Below are 13,580 nucleotides of genomic sequence, written 5' to 3' on the forward strand. Positions count from 1 at the left end.
CCGCGTGGCGACATGACCGGGCTTGGCCCACATCACCGGCTGACCACACGCACCCGGCCCAAACCGATCCCGAGACCAATGGGTGTACGGATCCCGCAGATGCGTACCGGGCAACCAACGCGGCCACACCTCCGGATGCAACTCAGGAACCGACAGGGCAATCGGCAACGACATGACCTAACCTCCTTGCAAGAGTGGATCACTGTAACGCGATCCATATTGATGGATTGCGTTACAGTGCCGCAATGCTCCGATCAGGTGACGATCTGTATTGCCATGGGGCATAGGATTGGTTCATGGCCCGATCCAGACCTACCGGCCCCAAGGCACGATCGCTGGCTGCCGAGCTGCGCAAAGTCCGGCAAGATACCGGAGTCGGCGTACGCGAACTGGCTCGTAGAATCGGTACTTCGCACGGCTGGGTCACACGCACCGAGTCCGGCTCGCGCCCGATCACCGTGGACGATGTGACGAGCATCCTCGTCGCGCTGGAAATCTCCAGCAACGAGCGCGAGCGGCTCGTTGCGATGGCACACGAGGCAGACGATCCCAACTGGCTCCGCCCCGGCATCCCCGGTGTGCGCGAGGAGCTGGTGACGCTGATCGAGTACGAGCGCACCGCCACGCACATGGTCGAGGCAGCGCCGCTACTGATCCCCGGAATCCTCCAGACCGCAGATTACGCCCGCGCCATCATGGCCGGACTTCCGACCGGTGAGCGTGAGGCCAAAATCGGCATGCGCGCCGGACGTCGCGATGTCCTCGAACGGCAGCACGCACCGGCCTTCGAGACCATCATCCTCGAGCACGTACTCCGCGATCAGGTATGTGCTCCGGGCGCCCAGGCAGACCAACTGCGGCACCTACTGAAAATGTCCAAGCTGCCGAATGTCATGATTCGCGTCATCCCGTCCCAACGCCACGGATGGACGCCCCTGCACAGCGGGCACTTCATCTTCTTCGAGTTCGGGACCGCATCACCGATCGTGCACCTGGAAACATTGGGGTCCGGGATCTTCCTGTCCTCGCCTGCAGTGGTCGATACCTACTCAAGCGCGATAGGTACCCTTCGGCAGGTAGCAATGAACGAGGAGGCCACCACCGAGTTCATCGCTACCTGCATCGAACAGGCAGAGGAGACCTCATGACGGTACCCCCAGCAAACTGGCGCAAGTCTACCCACTCTTCACGGGAGACGGCGTGCGTCGAGGTCGGCCGTGTCGGCGATGGTGCGGCCGTGCGCGACACCAAGGATCGCGCTGCGGGCTACTTCACCGCGGACCGCGCGCAGTGGCGGACGTTCGTCGCCGCGATCAAGGCGGACCGCTTCGCCTGACGGCAAGCACAGCGGTCCTCGGTATCGGAGGTATCGGGGGCCGCTCTCGCACAGCCGCCACACCTGTGGCGACTGTTCACAGCGGCCAGGACGCGACTGGATGCCTCGATCATCAGCGCAGTGCGGTTGCAGTGCGCAATGCCTACGGCAGCTCGACCAGCACAGCCGACCACCTCGCTGGCACTATCCCAGTAACTCACCGGAGTCGCCGGTGACCGAGCAGAGGCGGTACCGTGTTCCCAACACGGCCAGCCCCTCTGCCTTCCGGGCATGGGCTGGTTTTTATGCCGGAAACCATGAGATCACTCTTCGGCCCGAACGGACCCTCTTTCATCTTCAGGCCGATCCAAATGGATTTGTATCGAATCGGGACTGAACATTCCCAACAGCGGGGGATTCGCATTTATCTTTCTGGCTGCTTCATGAAGAGACTCGCGAATAAATGGGTAAAGAGCAAGCATGGCCGCCCGATTCAGAAACTCCTCGAGAGCATCTTGCTCCACGTTCACTTCTTCGTCGGTCACATAGAAGGCAGCGCCATCCACAACGTAGCCGGCGTCAGGCCCATGAACCACCAACCGCGCACGTAAGTTGACGTTCCTGCTGTCAACCTGGATCCGGAATTGCCACTCCTGTTCCGACGTGTCTTCCTGGTCGGAACCATCCGCAGCGGAGGCAGCAGGCGAATCCCCATCGAAGCCGTTGTAAAGCCGCGCCTGGACCTCGTAAAACTGAATATTTTTCAGTTCTACGACACCAAGAAGCTCCTGCCCGGTCTTGATTTCTTTCATGAACGCCTATCCTGCAACCGCATAGTCGGAACGCCCCCATTTTGGTGGGGCGGGATAATTACCCTTGCCCACGTTGACATGGGAACTCGCTGCGGTTGCGAAAGTCGCAAGCGATCCGGATGCTTTTACCGTCTCCGTGGAATGAACACAGGGATGCCGATTCCCGAAGTTTCCATTCGCAAGCCAGCGATCAATATCCGCTAATTCACGACGAGATGGGTAAGAAACATCATCATCGTAGTCCTTGCCTACTTCACGGAGCCAAGCATTTACTTCCGACCACAGCCAGACTCCGCCGGCAACATGATTGAACGGGGATGGAAAAGGAGTGTTCTTGTAACGCTCACCCCGTGTCCACTGCCCCACCGCTTGGACCGTCGAATCGATCCTGTCAGCAATGTCCGCCTTGGTCACAAGATCCTCGTAGGTACGATGGAAGACAGTCCCGAAACGCTGTTCCATATCGACAACCAGAAGTTTCGCAGCTTGAAAGGCTGTTTCCCCTTCACTTGCCACTGTGAGCAAACACGTTCCGCCATGCTGACTGTATGTAGCGTCATAGTCCTCATAGATTCTGTGGACAGTTTCGCCACTGAGCGCGTCGATCACAAAGATGAACTCGTACTGGCCCATCGTCGCTCCTCCTACATCAGCATCCCTATCACACAACGTACCACCATCGTTTCAGTTCTGAAACAGCCTTAGCTGGGTCGGCCCTTCGCTCGGGGATGCGGCGACAGTTCGTGCCGGTCAGGGCACTGCTGAGACTTCCGCTTGATCTGCCGAGCATGGGTACTTGGGTTACGGGGCGTGCTCGAGACCTCGATGTAGTCATCACCACAGGGGCACAAGAGGCGATAACCGTGGCCTGCCTCGATATATCGCCAGCCATGCTCGTCGACGAGCTTCTTGATCACTTTGTCGACGTCGGGCTTGTCATGATACCGGTGGCCCTTGCCCAACGAGTCCCCTCACATTCGGCACGCAGCGATCCGCTGGCACGCTGGGTGGCGAATCACTCAGCGTGTGATCATACCGAATAGAGTTACCACATGTTTCTGATACGACGCTGCCACGTGTGTATGGATGGCAGCGCGTAGTCGCGAGCGTCGACTCCTGCTCCACCTGCCTCAGGGCAACTCCGTGCCGTCCGCGAGCACAACGGTGGGCTCGGTGAGCTCGCGAACCCGATCGTGGGCGATACCGAGGATCATACCGCCGGCTACTTCACCACAGATCACAGCAGTCAGCACCGAACTATGCCTGTCGTCCGGCCTCGTTCCGGCGATTCACAGTGGTCAGAAAGTTGCGAAACCACAGCGCGGCGAGCACGAAGAAACCGACCGCGAACACGACTTGGAGCGGCCACGGCCCCAGCGACGTACCAAAGAACGCATACCGCAGCCCGTTGAGAGCGAAAATGACGCTGACCAGTAACCACAGGTATCTCCGCCACCGCGGCTGTGCGTTCCGCATGCTTATGCAACAGACCGTAGACGAGGGCACCACCCCGACACCACGATGCGGGCCACGGCAGGCGGCGGGTCGGTGATCGCTCAGCTGAGGTGGTGCACCTCCGGCAGGCCGTACACCGGAGTGGGGATGTTCTCGTAGCGGGCCTTGAGCTGCAGGGCGAGATACAGCGAGTAGTGCCGCGACTGGTGCAGGTTCCCGCCGTGGAACCACAGACCCTCCTGCCGGGTCGGCTTCCACATGTTGCGCTGCTCGCCCTCCCACGGCCCGGGGTCCTTGGCGGTGCCGGACCCGAGACCCCAGCACTTGCCGACCTTGTCCGCGACCTCCTGGCCGATCAGGTCGGCCGCCCAGCCGTTCATCGAGCCGTAGCCGGTCGCGTACACCACGAGATCCGCGGGCAGCTCCGTGCCGTCGGCGAGCACGACGGTGTGCTCGGTGAGCTCGCGGACCTGACCGTGGGCGAGCTTGATGTCCCCGTTCGCGACGAGCTCGGAGGCCCCGACATCGATGTAGTAACCGGAGCCGCGGCGCAGGTACTTCATGAACAGCCCGGAGCCGTCCTCGCCCCAGTCGTGCCGGAAGCCCGCCTTCTCCAGGCGCTCGTAGAAGTCGGCGTCGCGCTCGGCGATCGCCTGATACACCGGGATCTGGAACTCGTGCATGATCCGGTACGGCAGCGAGGCGAACGTCAGGTCCGCCTTGTGCGTGGTCATCCCGGCGGCGACGGCGCGCTCGGAGTACAGGTCGCCGAGGCCGAGCTCCATCAGCGAGTCCGACTTGACGACGTGCGTCGAGGAGCGCTGCACCATGGTGACGTCGGCGCCGACCTCCCACAGCGCGCCGCAGATGTCGTGCGCGGAGTTGTTCGAGCCGATCACCACGGCGCGCCTGCCCGCGTACTCCTCGGGGCCGGGATGCCCGCTGGAGTGGTGCTGCTCACCGGTGAAGAGGTCCTGGCCGGGCAGTGTCGGGACGTTGGGCTTGCCGGACATGCCGGTGGCGAGCACCAGTTGTTTCGGCCGGAGTGTCACCGGCTCGCCGTCGCGGTCGATGTGGACGGCCCACTCCCCGGCCTGCTCGTCGTAGGAGGCCGAGGTGCAGGTGCTCGACGTCCAGTACGGCACCTCCATCACCTGCGTGTACATCTCCAACCAGTCACCGATCTTGTCCTTCGGCGAGAAGATCGGCCAGTTGTCCGGGAAGGGCAGGTACGGCAGGTGGTCGTACCACACGGGATCGTGCAGGCAGAGCGTCTTGTACCGGTTGCGCCACGAGTCACCGGCGCGGGCGTTGCGCTCGACGACCAGCGCGGGGACACCGAGCTGGCGCAGCCGCGCGCCGAGCGCGATACCACCCTGGCCGCCGCCCACCACGACCACGTAGGGCTGCCGGGTGTAGCCGAGCCGGGACTGTTCCTCGGCGCGCCGGTCGGTCCAGTGGAGCCGGTCGGGGTCGGTGCCGTGCACGGCGCCCTTCGGGCGGCTCGTGCCCGTGTTCTCCTCGTGTCCCTTGAGCTCGTGCATGGTGGTCAGCAGCGTCCACGCGCCCTCGTCGGTGAGCCGCAGGTGACCGTGCCCGCGGCCGACCGCCGTTTCGAACTCGATCCACGCCGAGGTGACGCCCTCGGCGTCGTCCGGTGGTTCCGTGGTGCGAAAGCCCGACGGGTCCGTGCCCTCCAGCCGCGCCGTCAACATGTCGGCCACGCCCTCGCGTCCCTCGACCGTGGTGAGGTTCCAGGTGAACGCGATCAGGTCGCGCCAGAAGCTGTCGATGGCGAACATCCCCGCCGCCCGTCGCACGTCGCGGGCGGTCAGTGCGGCCTCGAAGTCCGCGAGCCATGCGTCCACCCGCTGCTGTGGCGTCGCGTCGTTCGGTGCCGAGTACTCCGGTGCGTCGGGTTGGACAGTGCCGGTCATCACGACTCCTCTCGCTCCGTGTGACTCACAGCACACCGCACGAGGCGACGGCGGGCAAGGGTTGCACCACGTTGCATCGCACCCGGAAGTGGATATGGCGCCGATCACACAACAGGCGCTATCGTCGAGGAGGACCCGCCGACGGGAACGGTGATCGTGAGCGGCTTCGGTGCGATCGGGCAAGGCACGGACCTGCATGCGTACGCCCGCGCTCTCGCCAGGACGCACGACGCCGTCATCGGTGGTTCGCGTCCACCGATGCGTCCGCGCGAACTCGTCGCCCGGTCGTGGTCCCGCGTTCTCGCGCTCGGTCTCGATCCCGACGGGCGGAACACGCGCAACCCGTTGCCCGTGGAGCAGGTGGAGCGCCTGCGCGGGGAGTCGCCGCTGAGCTCGGTCATCGGCGAGCTCAGAGCGGTGATCTCCTCGGTGGCGGAGGCGTCGCAGTTCCTGCTCGTGGTCACCAATGGCGACGGCGTCATCCTCTGGCGGGAGGGCGCGGCGAGCACCAGGTTGCGCGCGGACGATCTCGGTTTCGTCGAGGGCGCGCTGTGGACCGAGTCGGCGGTCGGCACCAACGCCATCGGCACGGCGATCGCCGAGGCGGCCCCCGTGCAGCTGTTTTCCGCGGAGCACTTCGAGCAGCCGCAACACCCGTGGTACTGCACGGCCGCGCCGATGCACGATCCCCGCACCGGTGAGCTGCTCGGCATCGTCGACGTCAGCGGTCCGGCACTGACCCTGCACCCGACCGTCGGTGCGCTCGTCGAGACCGCGGTGCGGCTCGCCGAGCTGCGGCTCTGGCGCCAGCACCAGCACCGGCTCGAACGGCTGCGCACGGCCGCGGCCCCGCGGCTCGCCGGTGTCGACGGTCCCGTGCTGCTCGTCGACGAGCACGGATGGGTCGCGCACAGTGCGGGCATCGCCGCCGGGGAACGCATCGCCGTGCCGCGCGGCGATCGGCCGATCGCCGTACCGGGGCTGGGACTGTGCCTGCCGGAAGCCGTCGCGGGCGGGTGGCTGGTGCGCCCCGCCGGTACCGACACCGCCGTGCGTCTGCTGCTCGACCTGTCCGGATCGCCCCTGATCGAGGTCAGCGGCAGTGGAACGCCGTGGCGCAGTTCCCTGAGCATCCGGCACGCCGAGATCCTGCTTTTGCTGCACCTGGCCGGGCCGACGGGCATGAGCGCCGCGACGCTGAGCACGGCACTGCACGGCGACACCGACCACGTGGTGACGGTGCGCGCGGAAGTGTCCCGGCTGCGCAAGCTCCTCGGCGCTGTCGTGGACACGAGGCCCTACCGCGTGGCGAGCGGGGTCGAGCTGCGGGTGGAGTTCGGCGCGGCCGAAGACCGGCGGGACTGTGCCTTCCTGCGTGACTCGGCAGCACCCGGAGTGCGCGCCGTGGCAAGTCCCCACCGGGTGCGGTGAGACACCGGGGAGCATTCCCGGCCCCGCAGCGAGGTACCCGAAGGTCTGTGGTCACGACGAAGGAGATGGCAAGGACCGATGGGTGACGATCGCGGACCGGATCGGGCGTCGAGCTCGGTGTGGAACGAACTACGGGGCAGGCTGCATGGTGTCCTGGAGCGTTTCGGCCTGAACAACGACGCCCTGTTGCTGATGCTCAAAAGCGTCGTGGCCGCGACCCTGGCCTGGTTCATCGCCGAGGACGTCCTGGGCGCACCCTCGTCGACCTTCGCACCGTTCAGCGCGGTGCTGATGATCCACGCCACCGTCTCCCGTTCGGTGAACCACTCCCTGCGCTATGTGACCGCGATGGTCGGCGGAGTTGTACTGGCCGGGATACTGCTGCCCCTGCTGGGGCCTGCGGTGTGGACATTCGCGCTGTTGGTGGTCTCGGCCCTGCTGCTGGGCCAGTGGCGCAGGCTCGGCAGCCACGGCTCGCAGGTCACGGTGGCGGCGATGTTCAGCTACGCTGCGTTCTTCCAGGCCAGCGACCGGACATCGAGCTGGATGCAGTTGGCCAGCATCACAGGCCTCATCGTGCTGGGCTGCGTTATCGGCGTGGTGACCAACCTGGCGATCGTGCCCCCGCTGCGCTACCGCACCGCCGAACACGGCGTCCAGACCCTGGCCCACACGCTTGCGAGGCTCCTGGAGGACATCACCGAGCGCCTGCGTTCCGGAGAGCTCGACGCGAACCAGGCCGAATCCTGGTGGGAACGCGCCAGCGAGTTCCGCAACACCGTGGCCCAAACCCGCTACAGCGTCGAGGACGCCGCGGAAACCGTGCGGCTGAACCCGAGGCGCCTGCTGCTGCGGCGCGGCCCCTCGTTCGCCGGACACCGCAGCACCGTCAGTGCGCTGGGCAGCCACAGCGAACAGATCTACTCCATCACCCGGGCCTTGAACGACATCAGCCAGGCCGAGCGTCTCGATTCCGCTCAGAAATCGTTCCTCGTCCACTACGCCGATACTCTCGAGGCCGCGGCCTCGGGCATCCGCGTCCTCGGTGACCTGCACACCTATCAGGACCTGCGCGAGGAGAACGAGCTCGACGACCGCATCGAGCAAGGTCGCAGCGCCCACCGGAGCCTCAGCGAGCTGATCGATGTCCACCACCTGGACAAGAGCAGCCGGTGGCCCGTCTACGAGGCCCTGCAGATCGACGGGCGCCGACTCGTCGAAGAACTCGCCCAGGCCGAGCATGAACTCGCCCGGCTCGAAAGCACCAGCCGCCCCCGTGGGCCGTGACCGACGGGGGCGGCTCCCGACCTCGTTGACCAGGCGTGTCCTCGGACGAACCACCGGATTCGGGATGATCTCGCAGGCGATCACCCGTGGTTCGGGCTAGCATGGTTGGTCTTGGCAACTGTGCTCTGTGCGAGGAAGGTAGCGATGTCCACGCCCACCGACTACGAGGAGCTGGCCACCCGACTCGCGCACATGGCCCGTGACCTCCTCCAACAGAAATCGGTGCAGGACACGCTCGACCGGATCGTCGAGTACGCGGTGCAGCTCATCGAGGGGTGCTCCGACGCCGGAATCCTGGTGCTGCGCAAAAGGCAACAGGTCGAGACCCTGGCCACCACCAGCGACCGCGTCCGTGAATCCGACCGCGCCCAAGGCGAAGAAGCCGAAGGACCCTGCTTCGACGCGGCCAACGGAGGAGCACATATCTATCGCATCGCCGACCTGTCGGAGAGCCAACAGCGCTGGCCCCGCTACGCACCGCGCGTCCGCGAGCTCGGTTACGGCAGCATGATGGGATTCCTCCTGTTCACCGAACAGGACAACCTCGGCGCCCTGAACCTCTACGCACCGCAGCCCAGCGCCTTCACCGAACGCTCCGAACAAGCGGGCTGGATCCTGGCCTCGCACGCCGCGATCGCCCTGTCCAGCGCCCGCACCGAAGCCGACCTGCACACCGCCATCTCCACACGCCAGGAAATCGGCGAAGCGCTCGGCATCGTCATGGAACGCCACAAGCTCTCCGAGAGCCAGGCCTTCGACAAGATCAGAAAGGCCTCGCAGGACAACAACACCAAACTCCGCGAGATCGCCCACCACATCATCCACACCGGAGAGACCCCCGGAGCGAGCTAGGCGGTGTCCCGCGATCGGGTCAGCGCGTCCGGTCCGGCCTCAGTCGGTGGTGAGCGGCACGAAGGCGACGTCGGCGAGTTCCTCGGTGCGCCCGCCGTGGTAACGCAGCAGCGTGCCCGCGCTGCCGGTGCCGACCGGGCAGACCAGCGTGCCGGACGGGGTGAGCTGCTCGGCCAGCGCCGAAGGCAACTCCTCCGCGGCCATGGCGGTGACCAGGATGGCGGGAAACAGTGCCCGGTCCGGAGCGCCGAGACTGCCGTCGCCGGTGCGCACCTCGACGTTGTCGTAGCCGAGTTCGGCCAGCCTGGTGCGCGCCCCCTCGGCGAGCTCGGGATGCCGCTCGATGGTCACCACCGCCCGGCAGCACCGGGACAGCACGGCCGCGCCGTAGCCGGACCCGGTGCCCACCTCCAGAGCGGTGTCCTCCGGTCCGACCCCGAGGGAACCGGTGCTGAACGCCACGATCCAGGGGGTGGAGATCGTCTGGCCCGCGCCGATGCTCAGCGGCACGTCCAGGTAGGCATCCGCCGCCACGGCCTCCGGGACGAACCGTTCACGAGGTACCTCGCCCATCGCGTCGAGTACCCGCCGGTCGGTGATGCCTTCGGCATGAAGGCGGCGGACCATCTCGGCGCGTTGCCCGCTCGGTGTCGGCACAGTTCCTCCTTCATCTGCTCAACAGCAGTGCCACCGCCTGCGATGGCGGGTCAATCGCGATTCAGGATCGACCCGCGACGGTGGACTTGCCGATTCCGGGCGGCCCGCCGACGAGTACCAGCATCACGGCTCCGCGCTCGAGGTGCCGCAGGAGTCCGGAGCGGGGTCGACGGCGAGGCCGAGGTAGACGTCGGGGGCCAGCCTGCGGTTGAGTTCCAGCTCCCGGCGGCAGGCATCGAGGCGCCGCTTCTCGGGTGCTGAAGCCGAGGAAGCCCAGGTCGACCGGCTTTTTCATCCTGTAGGCGCGGTCGCCGGCGAAGAAGACCGCTCCGATATGGGTTCCCCGGCGGCGACCTGCAGAGATTTTCCGCCATTTCCTCCGAACCTCTGTACGGGCGTGCCGGTTTTGGAGCGGAAAACATCCAGCCCCGCTCACGTGGCTGCCCGTGGTGAACTCAGCGGGAGATGTCCTCCACAACGCTGCCCGTCTGGGGCTCCGACTGCTCCCGAGCTACGTCGGCTTGGGCGAGCATCCCGATCAGACGCTGGTCCTGGTCTATCACCGGAATCCTGCGTATCTGGTGCTGGGCCATCAGGGTCAGCGCTTCGTCCACCGGGACACCGGCCCCCACGCACACCGGCTCGGAGTGGGCCACGTCCGCGGCGAACATCTCTTCGGGATTGCCGCCGTCGGCCAGGCAGCCCACCACGATGTCGCGGTCGGTCAGGATGCCGGTGGGCCGCTGGTCCTGATCGCAGATCGGCAAGGACCCCACACCCATATCGCGCATCTTCGCCGCAACCGTGACCAGGGTGTCCTGCCCTTGAGCGCACTCCGGATTCACTGACATCAGTTCACGCACGGTGGTCATCGCCGTGCCTCCTCCCCGTGGTCTCCTGGTGGTTCCGTCGGACTACCCGATTGAGCCCGAAACCACGCAGATCACCGCAGGACACCGGTCGTTCCGGGGCACCGGTCTCTGCGGGGCACCGGTGCGGCCGGTCATCGCCGGGTCCTCCCGGCGCCGCTGTCGTCCACGGGTTTGCCGGGCACCGGCGGCGGAAACCCACGGATCGGTTCGGCAACCACCCACGCGAACTGTCGCACCATTCCGGCGTATGGGTAACGAGGAGTTCCACCGTGAAGTATCCCGAGTTTCTGGCCAAGGTGCGGGAACGTGGTGAGTACGGCAGCCAGGAGGAGACCGAGCGCGTCATCCGGACCGTGCTCGCCGTACTCGGCACGCGGCTGGCAGGCGGGGAGTCCCACGATCTCGCCGCGCAACTGCCCCAGCAGGTCGCCGACGTCCTGCGGGTGCAGTCGGCCGAGGGCAGTGCCATGAGCCTCGACCAGTTCCTGGGCAAGATCGCGACCCGGCTCGGCAGTGCCAGTATCGAGACCGCCCGATGGGATGCCAGCGCCGTGCTCAGCACGATGGCCGAGAGCATCGCCGGTGGCGAGCTCAATCAGGTCCTGAGCCAGTTGCCGTCGAGCTTTTCGAGCCTGTTCGGCCACCCCGAACTGGCGTGAACCCGGCGCGGCGGAACGTGGTGTCCTGTCCGCGTGGAGGGCTCGCTCATGGGTGCGGGCGTGCTCATGGGCGGGTTCGCCGCTCCCAGAATCCGGGTCCGACCGGCTCGATGAAGCCACCCCGGGCCACGAAGTACCCCTCCTCGTTGACCGTGATGGGCAGCTGCGGAAGGGGCCGGGCGGCCGGGCCGAAGATCGGCTTCGCCGATGCGGTGATGAGGAATTCGGACTGGTGGCACGGGCAGAGGGTGATGTGGTTCTGCGAGTCGTACTGCGACGCCGGGCAGCCCAGATGCGTGCATATCTTGGAAAAGGCGTAGTAGTCGCCGTAGTTGAAGTCCTCCTGGCCGGGGCGTTTGGTGACCTCCGTGCCGGGGCGGAGTCGGATGAGCATCACCGGCGCGTCGGAGGCGCGCTCGGCGGCGAGCAACAGCTCCTTCTCGCCACGATCGGACTCCCGGAACGGGAACACGGTCATCATCGCGCCCGGCTGCATGTCCTCGGGCCGGACGCGATCGATCTCGCCGAGCACACCGCTCTGGCTGCGTAGATAGACGGTCTCGCCGCCCAACGGCTTCCAGCCGGTGATCCACAGCGGGGCCTTGTCGCCGCCCGTCCACGGGTAGCGGACGAATCCGCCGATGGCCAGGACGCCCGCGGCGGCGCCGAACAACCCGACGGCACCGAGCATGGCGCGCTTGATCAGCGGGCGGCGGGGAAGGTTGGTGTCCTCGCCGATCTCCTCGAAGTGGGCCACCGCCGTCTTGCGGGCAAGCTCGTCGGACGGACCGTCGTGGCGCTGCTGTACCGAGACCTCGTCCGGGAAGAACTTCTTGATGTGCATGATCACGCCGATACCCAGTGTCAGTACCGCGAGACCGAAGGCGCCTCCGACGACCGGGGTGTAGAGCGCGTAGAGCGTGTACCCGTCCTCGGACGGGCTCACGTACTCGTTCGGCCAGAGGCTGTATGCGAGCACGAACGCGATCGCGAGCAGTGCGGACAGCACGAACCACAGCGCAACCGACCACTCGGCCCGTTTCTCCGCCCGCTTCTCGGCTCGGGTCGTGGGTTCCGGTCGCCGGGGGGTGTTGGCCACGACCTCGACGTCGTCGAGGTCGCCCGCCAGCCGGGCCAGTTGCTCGCGGCTCATGCCCGCCGGATCGCGTTTGCTCGGGTCGTCTCCGGTCACGCTCTGGCTCCCAACCACGCAGTGATGCCGACCAGTGCCACCACACCCAACAGCCACGCGACCACGCCCTCCGTGGTCGGGCCGAGCTCGCCGATGTTGAATCCTCCCGGGGTGTTTCGCTGGCCTCGGACCTCGAGGACGTAGGCGATGATGTCCTCCTTCTCCTTCGGGGTGAGCTGACGGTCACCGAACGCCGGCATGGCCTGCGGGCCGGTGAGCATCGCGGCATAGAGCTGGTCGGGAGTGGCCGTGCGCAGGATGGGGGCGTACTTGCCCGAGGTCAGCGCGCCGCCGCGGCCGGTGAAGTTGTGGCAGGAAGCGCAATTGAGCCGGAACAGCAGGCCACCGCGGGCCGTGTCCTGGCCGACCAGCTCGGTACCGCTCCGCTGCGGTAGTTCCGGGCCTCCCCCGTGGGCCTGCACGTACGCGCCCAGCGCCAGCAGATTCCGCTCGCCCCGGACGGTGTCCGGGTCGAACTCCGGGGGCGGCGGCTTGCGCACGGCCTGCGCCTCCTGGCGGGCCAGCGGCATGCGCCCGGTGGAGACCTGGAAGTAGACCGCGGCCTCGCCCACCCCGATCAGGCTCGGCCCGCGGTCCTGCACCCCCTGCAGGTTCTCCCCGTGGCAGCTGATGCAGCTGTTGTTGTAGAGCCGCCTGCCCTCGGCGAGCACCGTGTCCTGAGCGGTGACGACCTGCGGCTGCGGAACGAGCATCGTGTACAGCCCCCCGGTCGCCAGCAGGCCGATCGCGAGGGCGAGCCCACTGCGGAGCCTGCGGCGCAGCTTGCCGTCCGACTGTTGTTTCGACCGTCGTTTCGGCTGCCGTTTCGGCTGTCGCCACCGAGGGGACCGGGAGTCCGTGGAATCCATTGTCGACGTTGTTCAGTCCTCGCAGTCGTGGCCGGAGGTGCGTGGCGGAAGCAGGAATCATCGCGGAGGCGCATACCCGTCGAGGGGCGCGATCCGCGCATGACGCGGTTCAAGCATGCTCAAGGGCGCATACCCGCGCAAAAGGAAGCGCGCCGACAACCACCGATCAGGTGATTCTCGCGGTGGATTCGGTCGGGCAGCCCACAGCACATCCGGCGGAAAGATCCCGACGATACCGGCCA

The 13,580-nt window shown here is 66.3% G+C and carries 15 protein-coding genes; 6 read left to right on the forward strand and 9 right to left on the reverse strand.

Going from position 1 to position 13,580, the window contains the following annotated elements; genetic code table 11:
• The first annotated feature begins 296 nt into the window (after positions 1-296).
• Positions 297-1,148: a helix-turn-helix domain-containing protein gene (locus tag JOF55_RS07940; RefSeq protein WP_310271871.1), complete on the forward strand. Its 852-nt coding sequence runs from the start codon at positions 297-299 to the stop codon at positions 1,146-1,148.
• Positions 1,145-1,336 (forward strand): DUF397 domain-containing protein, encoded by a 192-nt coding sequence (locus tag JOF55_RS07945; RefSeq protein WP_310271873.1) that lies wholly within the window; start codon positions 1,145-1,147, stop codon positions 1,334-1,336. The genes JOF55_RS07940 and JOF55_RS07945 overlap by 4 nt, the downstream gene beginning before the upstream one ends.
• A 302-nt stretch (positions 1,337-1,638) precedes the next feature.
• On the opposite strand, the gene JOF55_RS07950 is transcribed toward JOF55_RS07945, so the two are convergent.
• The 5 genes from JOF55_RS07950 to JOF55_RS07970 all read right to left on the reverse strand — a co-directional run bounded on the left by JOF55_RS07950 (position 1,639) and on the right by JOF55_RS07970 (position 5,519).
• Positions 1,639-2,127 (reverse strand): hypothetical protein, encoded by a 489-nt coding sequence (locus JOF55_RS07950; protein WP_310271876.1) that lies wholly within the window; start codon positions 2,125-2,127, stop codon positions 1,639-1,641.
• A 6-nt stretch (positions 2,128-2,133) separates the two neighbouring features.
• Positions 2,134-2,760, reverse strand: coding sequence for a hypothetical protein (locus JOF55_RS07955; protein WP_310271878.1), 627 nt, complete (start codon positions 2,758-2,760; stop codon positions 2,134-2,136).
• 497 nt (positions 2,761-3,257) lie between these two features.
• On the reverse strand, positions 3,258-3,380 hold the full coding sequence (locus JOF55_RS07960; protein WP_310271880.1) for a hypothetical protein: 123 nt from the start codon (positions 3,378-3,380) through the stop codon (positions 3,258-3,260).
• Between the two features lie 4 nt (positions 3,381-3,384).
• The gene (locus tag JOF55_RS07965; RefSeq protein WP_310271883.1) at positions 3,385-3,603 is read right to left on the reverse strand and encodes a hypothetical protein; all 219 of its coding nucleotides are present in this window, start codon (positions 3,601-3,603) and stop codon (positions 3,385-3,387) included.
• A gap of 80 nt (positions 3,604-3,683) precedes the next feature.
• Positions 3,684-5,519: an NAD(P)-binding domain-containing protein gene (locus JOF55_RS07970; protein WP_310271886.1), complete on the reverse strand. Its 1,836-nt coding sequence runs from the start codon at positions 5,517-5,519 to the stop codon at positions 3,684-3,686.
• Between the two features lie 156 nt (positions 5,520-5,675).
• Here JOF55_RS07970 and JOF55_RS07975 point away from each other — a divergent pair, with 156 nt between their 5' ends.
• The 3 genes from JOF55_RS07975 (at position 5,676) to JOF55_RS07985 (ending at position 9,089) form a co-directional block, all read left to right on the forward strand.
• Positions 5,676-6,950 (forward strand): GAF domain-containing protein, encoded by a 1,275-nt coding sequence (locus tag JOF55_RS07975; RefSeq protein WP_310271888.1) that lies wholly within the window; start codon positions 5,676-5,678, stop codon positions 6,948-6,950.
• 78 nt (positions 6,951-7,028) lie between these two features.
• Positions 7,029-8,237, forward strand: coding sequence for an FUSC family protein (locus JOF55_RS07980; protein ID WP_310271891.1), 1,209 nt, complete (start codon positions 7,029-7,031; stop codon positions 8,235-8,237).
• A gap of 144 nt (positions 8,238-8,381) precedes the next feature.
• Positions 8,382-9,089 carry an ANTAR domain-containing protein gene (locus JOF55_RS07985; RefSeq protein ID WP_310271894.1) on the forward strand — a complete coding sequence of 236 codons (708 nt, stop codon included), beginning with the start codon at positions 8,382-8,384 and terminating at the stop codon, positions 9,087-9,089.
• Between the two features lie 39 nt (positions 9,090-9,128).
• On the opposite strand, the gene JOF55_RS07990 is transcribed toward JOF55_RS07985, so the two are convergent.
• Both JOF55_RS07990 and JOF55_RS07995 read right to left on the reverse strand, forming a co-directional pair.
• Complete coding sequence (locus JOF55_RS07990; RefSeq protein ID WP_374727421.1) at positions 9,129-9,716, reverse strand: protein-L-isoaspartate(D-aspartate) O-methyltransferase; 588 nt, start codon at positions 9,714-9,716, stop codon at positions 9,129-9,131.
• A gap of 485 nt (positions 9,717-10,201) precedes the next feature.
• Positions 10,202-10,618, reverse strand: coding sequence for a CBS domain-containing protein (locus JOF55_RS07995; protein WP_310271900.1), 417 nt, complete (start codon positions 10,616-10,618; stop codon positions 10,202-10,204).
• 269 nt (positions 10,619-10,887) lie between these two features.
• Here JOF55_RS07995 and JOF55_RS08000 point away from each other — a divergent pair, with 269 nt between their 5' ends.
• Complete coding sequence (locus JOF55_RS08000) at positions 10,888-11,277, forward strand: DUF2267 domain-containing protein (protein WP_310271903.1); 390 nt, start codon at positions 10,888-10,890, stop codon at positions 11,275-11,277.
• Positions 11,278-11,341: 64 nt separating this feature from the next.
• Here JOF55_RS08000 and qcrA read toward each other — a convergent pair whose 3' ends face one another.
• On the reverse strand, positions 11,342-12,469 hold the full coding sequence (qcrA, locus tag JOF55_RS08005; protein ID WP_310271907.1) for a cytochrome bc1 complex Rieske iron-sulfur subunit: 1,128 nt from the start codon (positions 12,467-12,469) through the stop codon (positions 11,342-11,344).
• Positions 12,466-13,338 carry a cytochrome bc1 complex diheme cytochrome c subunit gene (gene qcrC, locus JOF55_RS08010; RefSeq protein WP_310271909.1) on the reverse strand — a complete coding sequence of 291 codons (873 nt, stop codon included), beginning with the start codon at positions 13,336-13,338 and terminating at the stop codon, positions 12,466-12,468. Before qcrC ends, qcrA begins: the two co-directional genes overlap by 4 nt.
• Positions 13,339-13,580: the final 242 nt, after the last annotated feature.

The organism is Haloactinomyces albus (assembly GCF_031458135.1).
GTDB lineage: Bacteria > Actinomycetota > Actinomycetes > Mycobacteriales > Pseudonocardiaceae > Haloactinomyces > Haloactinomyces albus.

Excerpts from the sequence above, each read along its gene's own strand:
- JOF55_RS07940 (WP_310271871.1), top strand. The coding sequence starts at position 297 with ATGGCCCGATCCAGACCTACCGGCCCCAAGGCACGATCGCTGGCTGCC.
- JOF55_RS07945 (WP_310271873.1), top strand. The coding sequence starts at position 1,145 with ATGACGGTACCCCCAGCAAACTGGCGCAAGTCTACCCACTCTTCACGG.
- JOF55_RS07950 (WP_310271876.1), bottom strand. The coding sequence starts at position 2,127 with ATGAAAGAAATCAAGACCGGGCAGGAGCTTCTTGGTGTCGTAGAACTG.
- JOF55_RS07955 (WP_310271878.1), bottom strand. The coding sequence starts at position 2,760 with ATGGGCCAGTACGAGTTCATCTTTGTGATCGACGCGCTCAGTGGCGAA.
- JOF55_RS07965 (WP_310271883.1), bottom strand. The coding sequence starts at position 3,603 with ATGCGGAACGCACAGCCGCGGTGGCGGAGATACCTGTGGTTACTGGTC.
- JOF55_RS07970 (WP_310271886.1), bottom strand. The coding sequence starts at position 5,519 with ATGACCGGCACTGTCCAACCCGACGCACCGGAGTACTCGGCACCGAAC.
- JOF55_RS07980 (WP_310271891.1), top strand. The coding sequence starts at position 7,029 with ATGGGTGACGATCGCGGACCGGATCGGGCGTCGAGCTCGGTGTGGAAC.
- JOF55_RS07985 (WP_310271894.1), top strand. The coding sequence starts at position 8,382 with ATGTCCACGCCCACCGACTACGAGGAGCTGGCCACCCGACTCGCGCAC.
- JOF55_RS07990 (WP_374727421.1), bottom strand. The coding sequence starts at position 9,716 with ATGGTCCGCCGCCTTCATGCCGAAGGCATCACCGACCGGCGGGTACTC.
- JOF55_RS07995 (WP_310271900.1), bottom strand. The coding sequence starts at position 10,618 with ATGACCACCGTGCGTGAACTGATGTCAGTGAATCCGGAGTGCGCTCAA.
- qcrC (WP_310271909.1), bottom strand. The coding sequence starts at position 13,338 with ATGGATTCCACGGACTCCCGGTCCCCTCGGTGGCGACAGCCGAAACGG.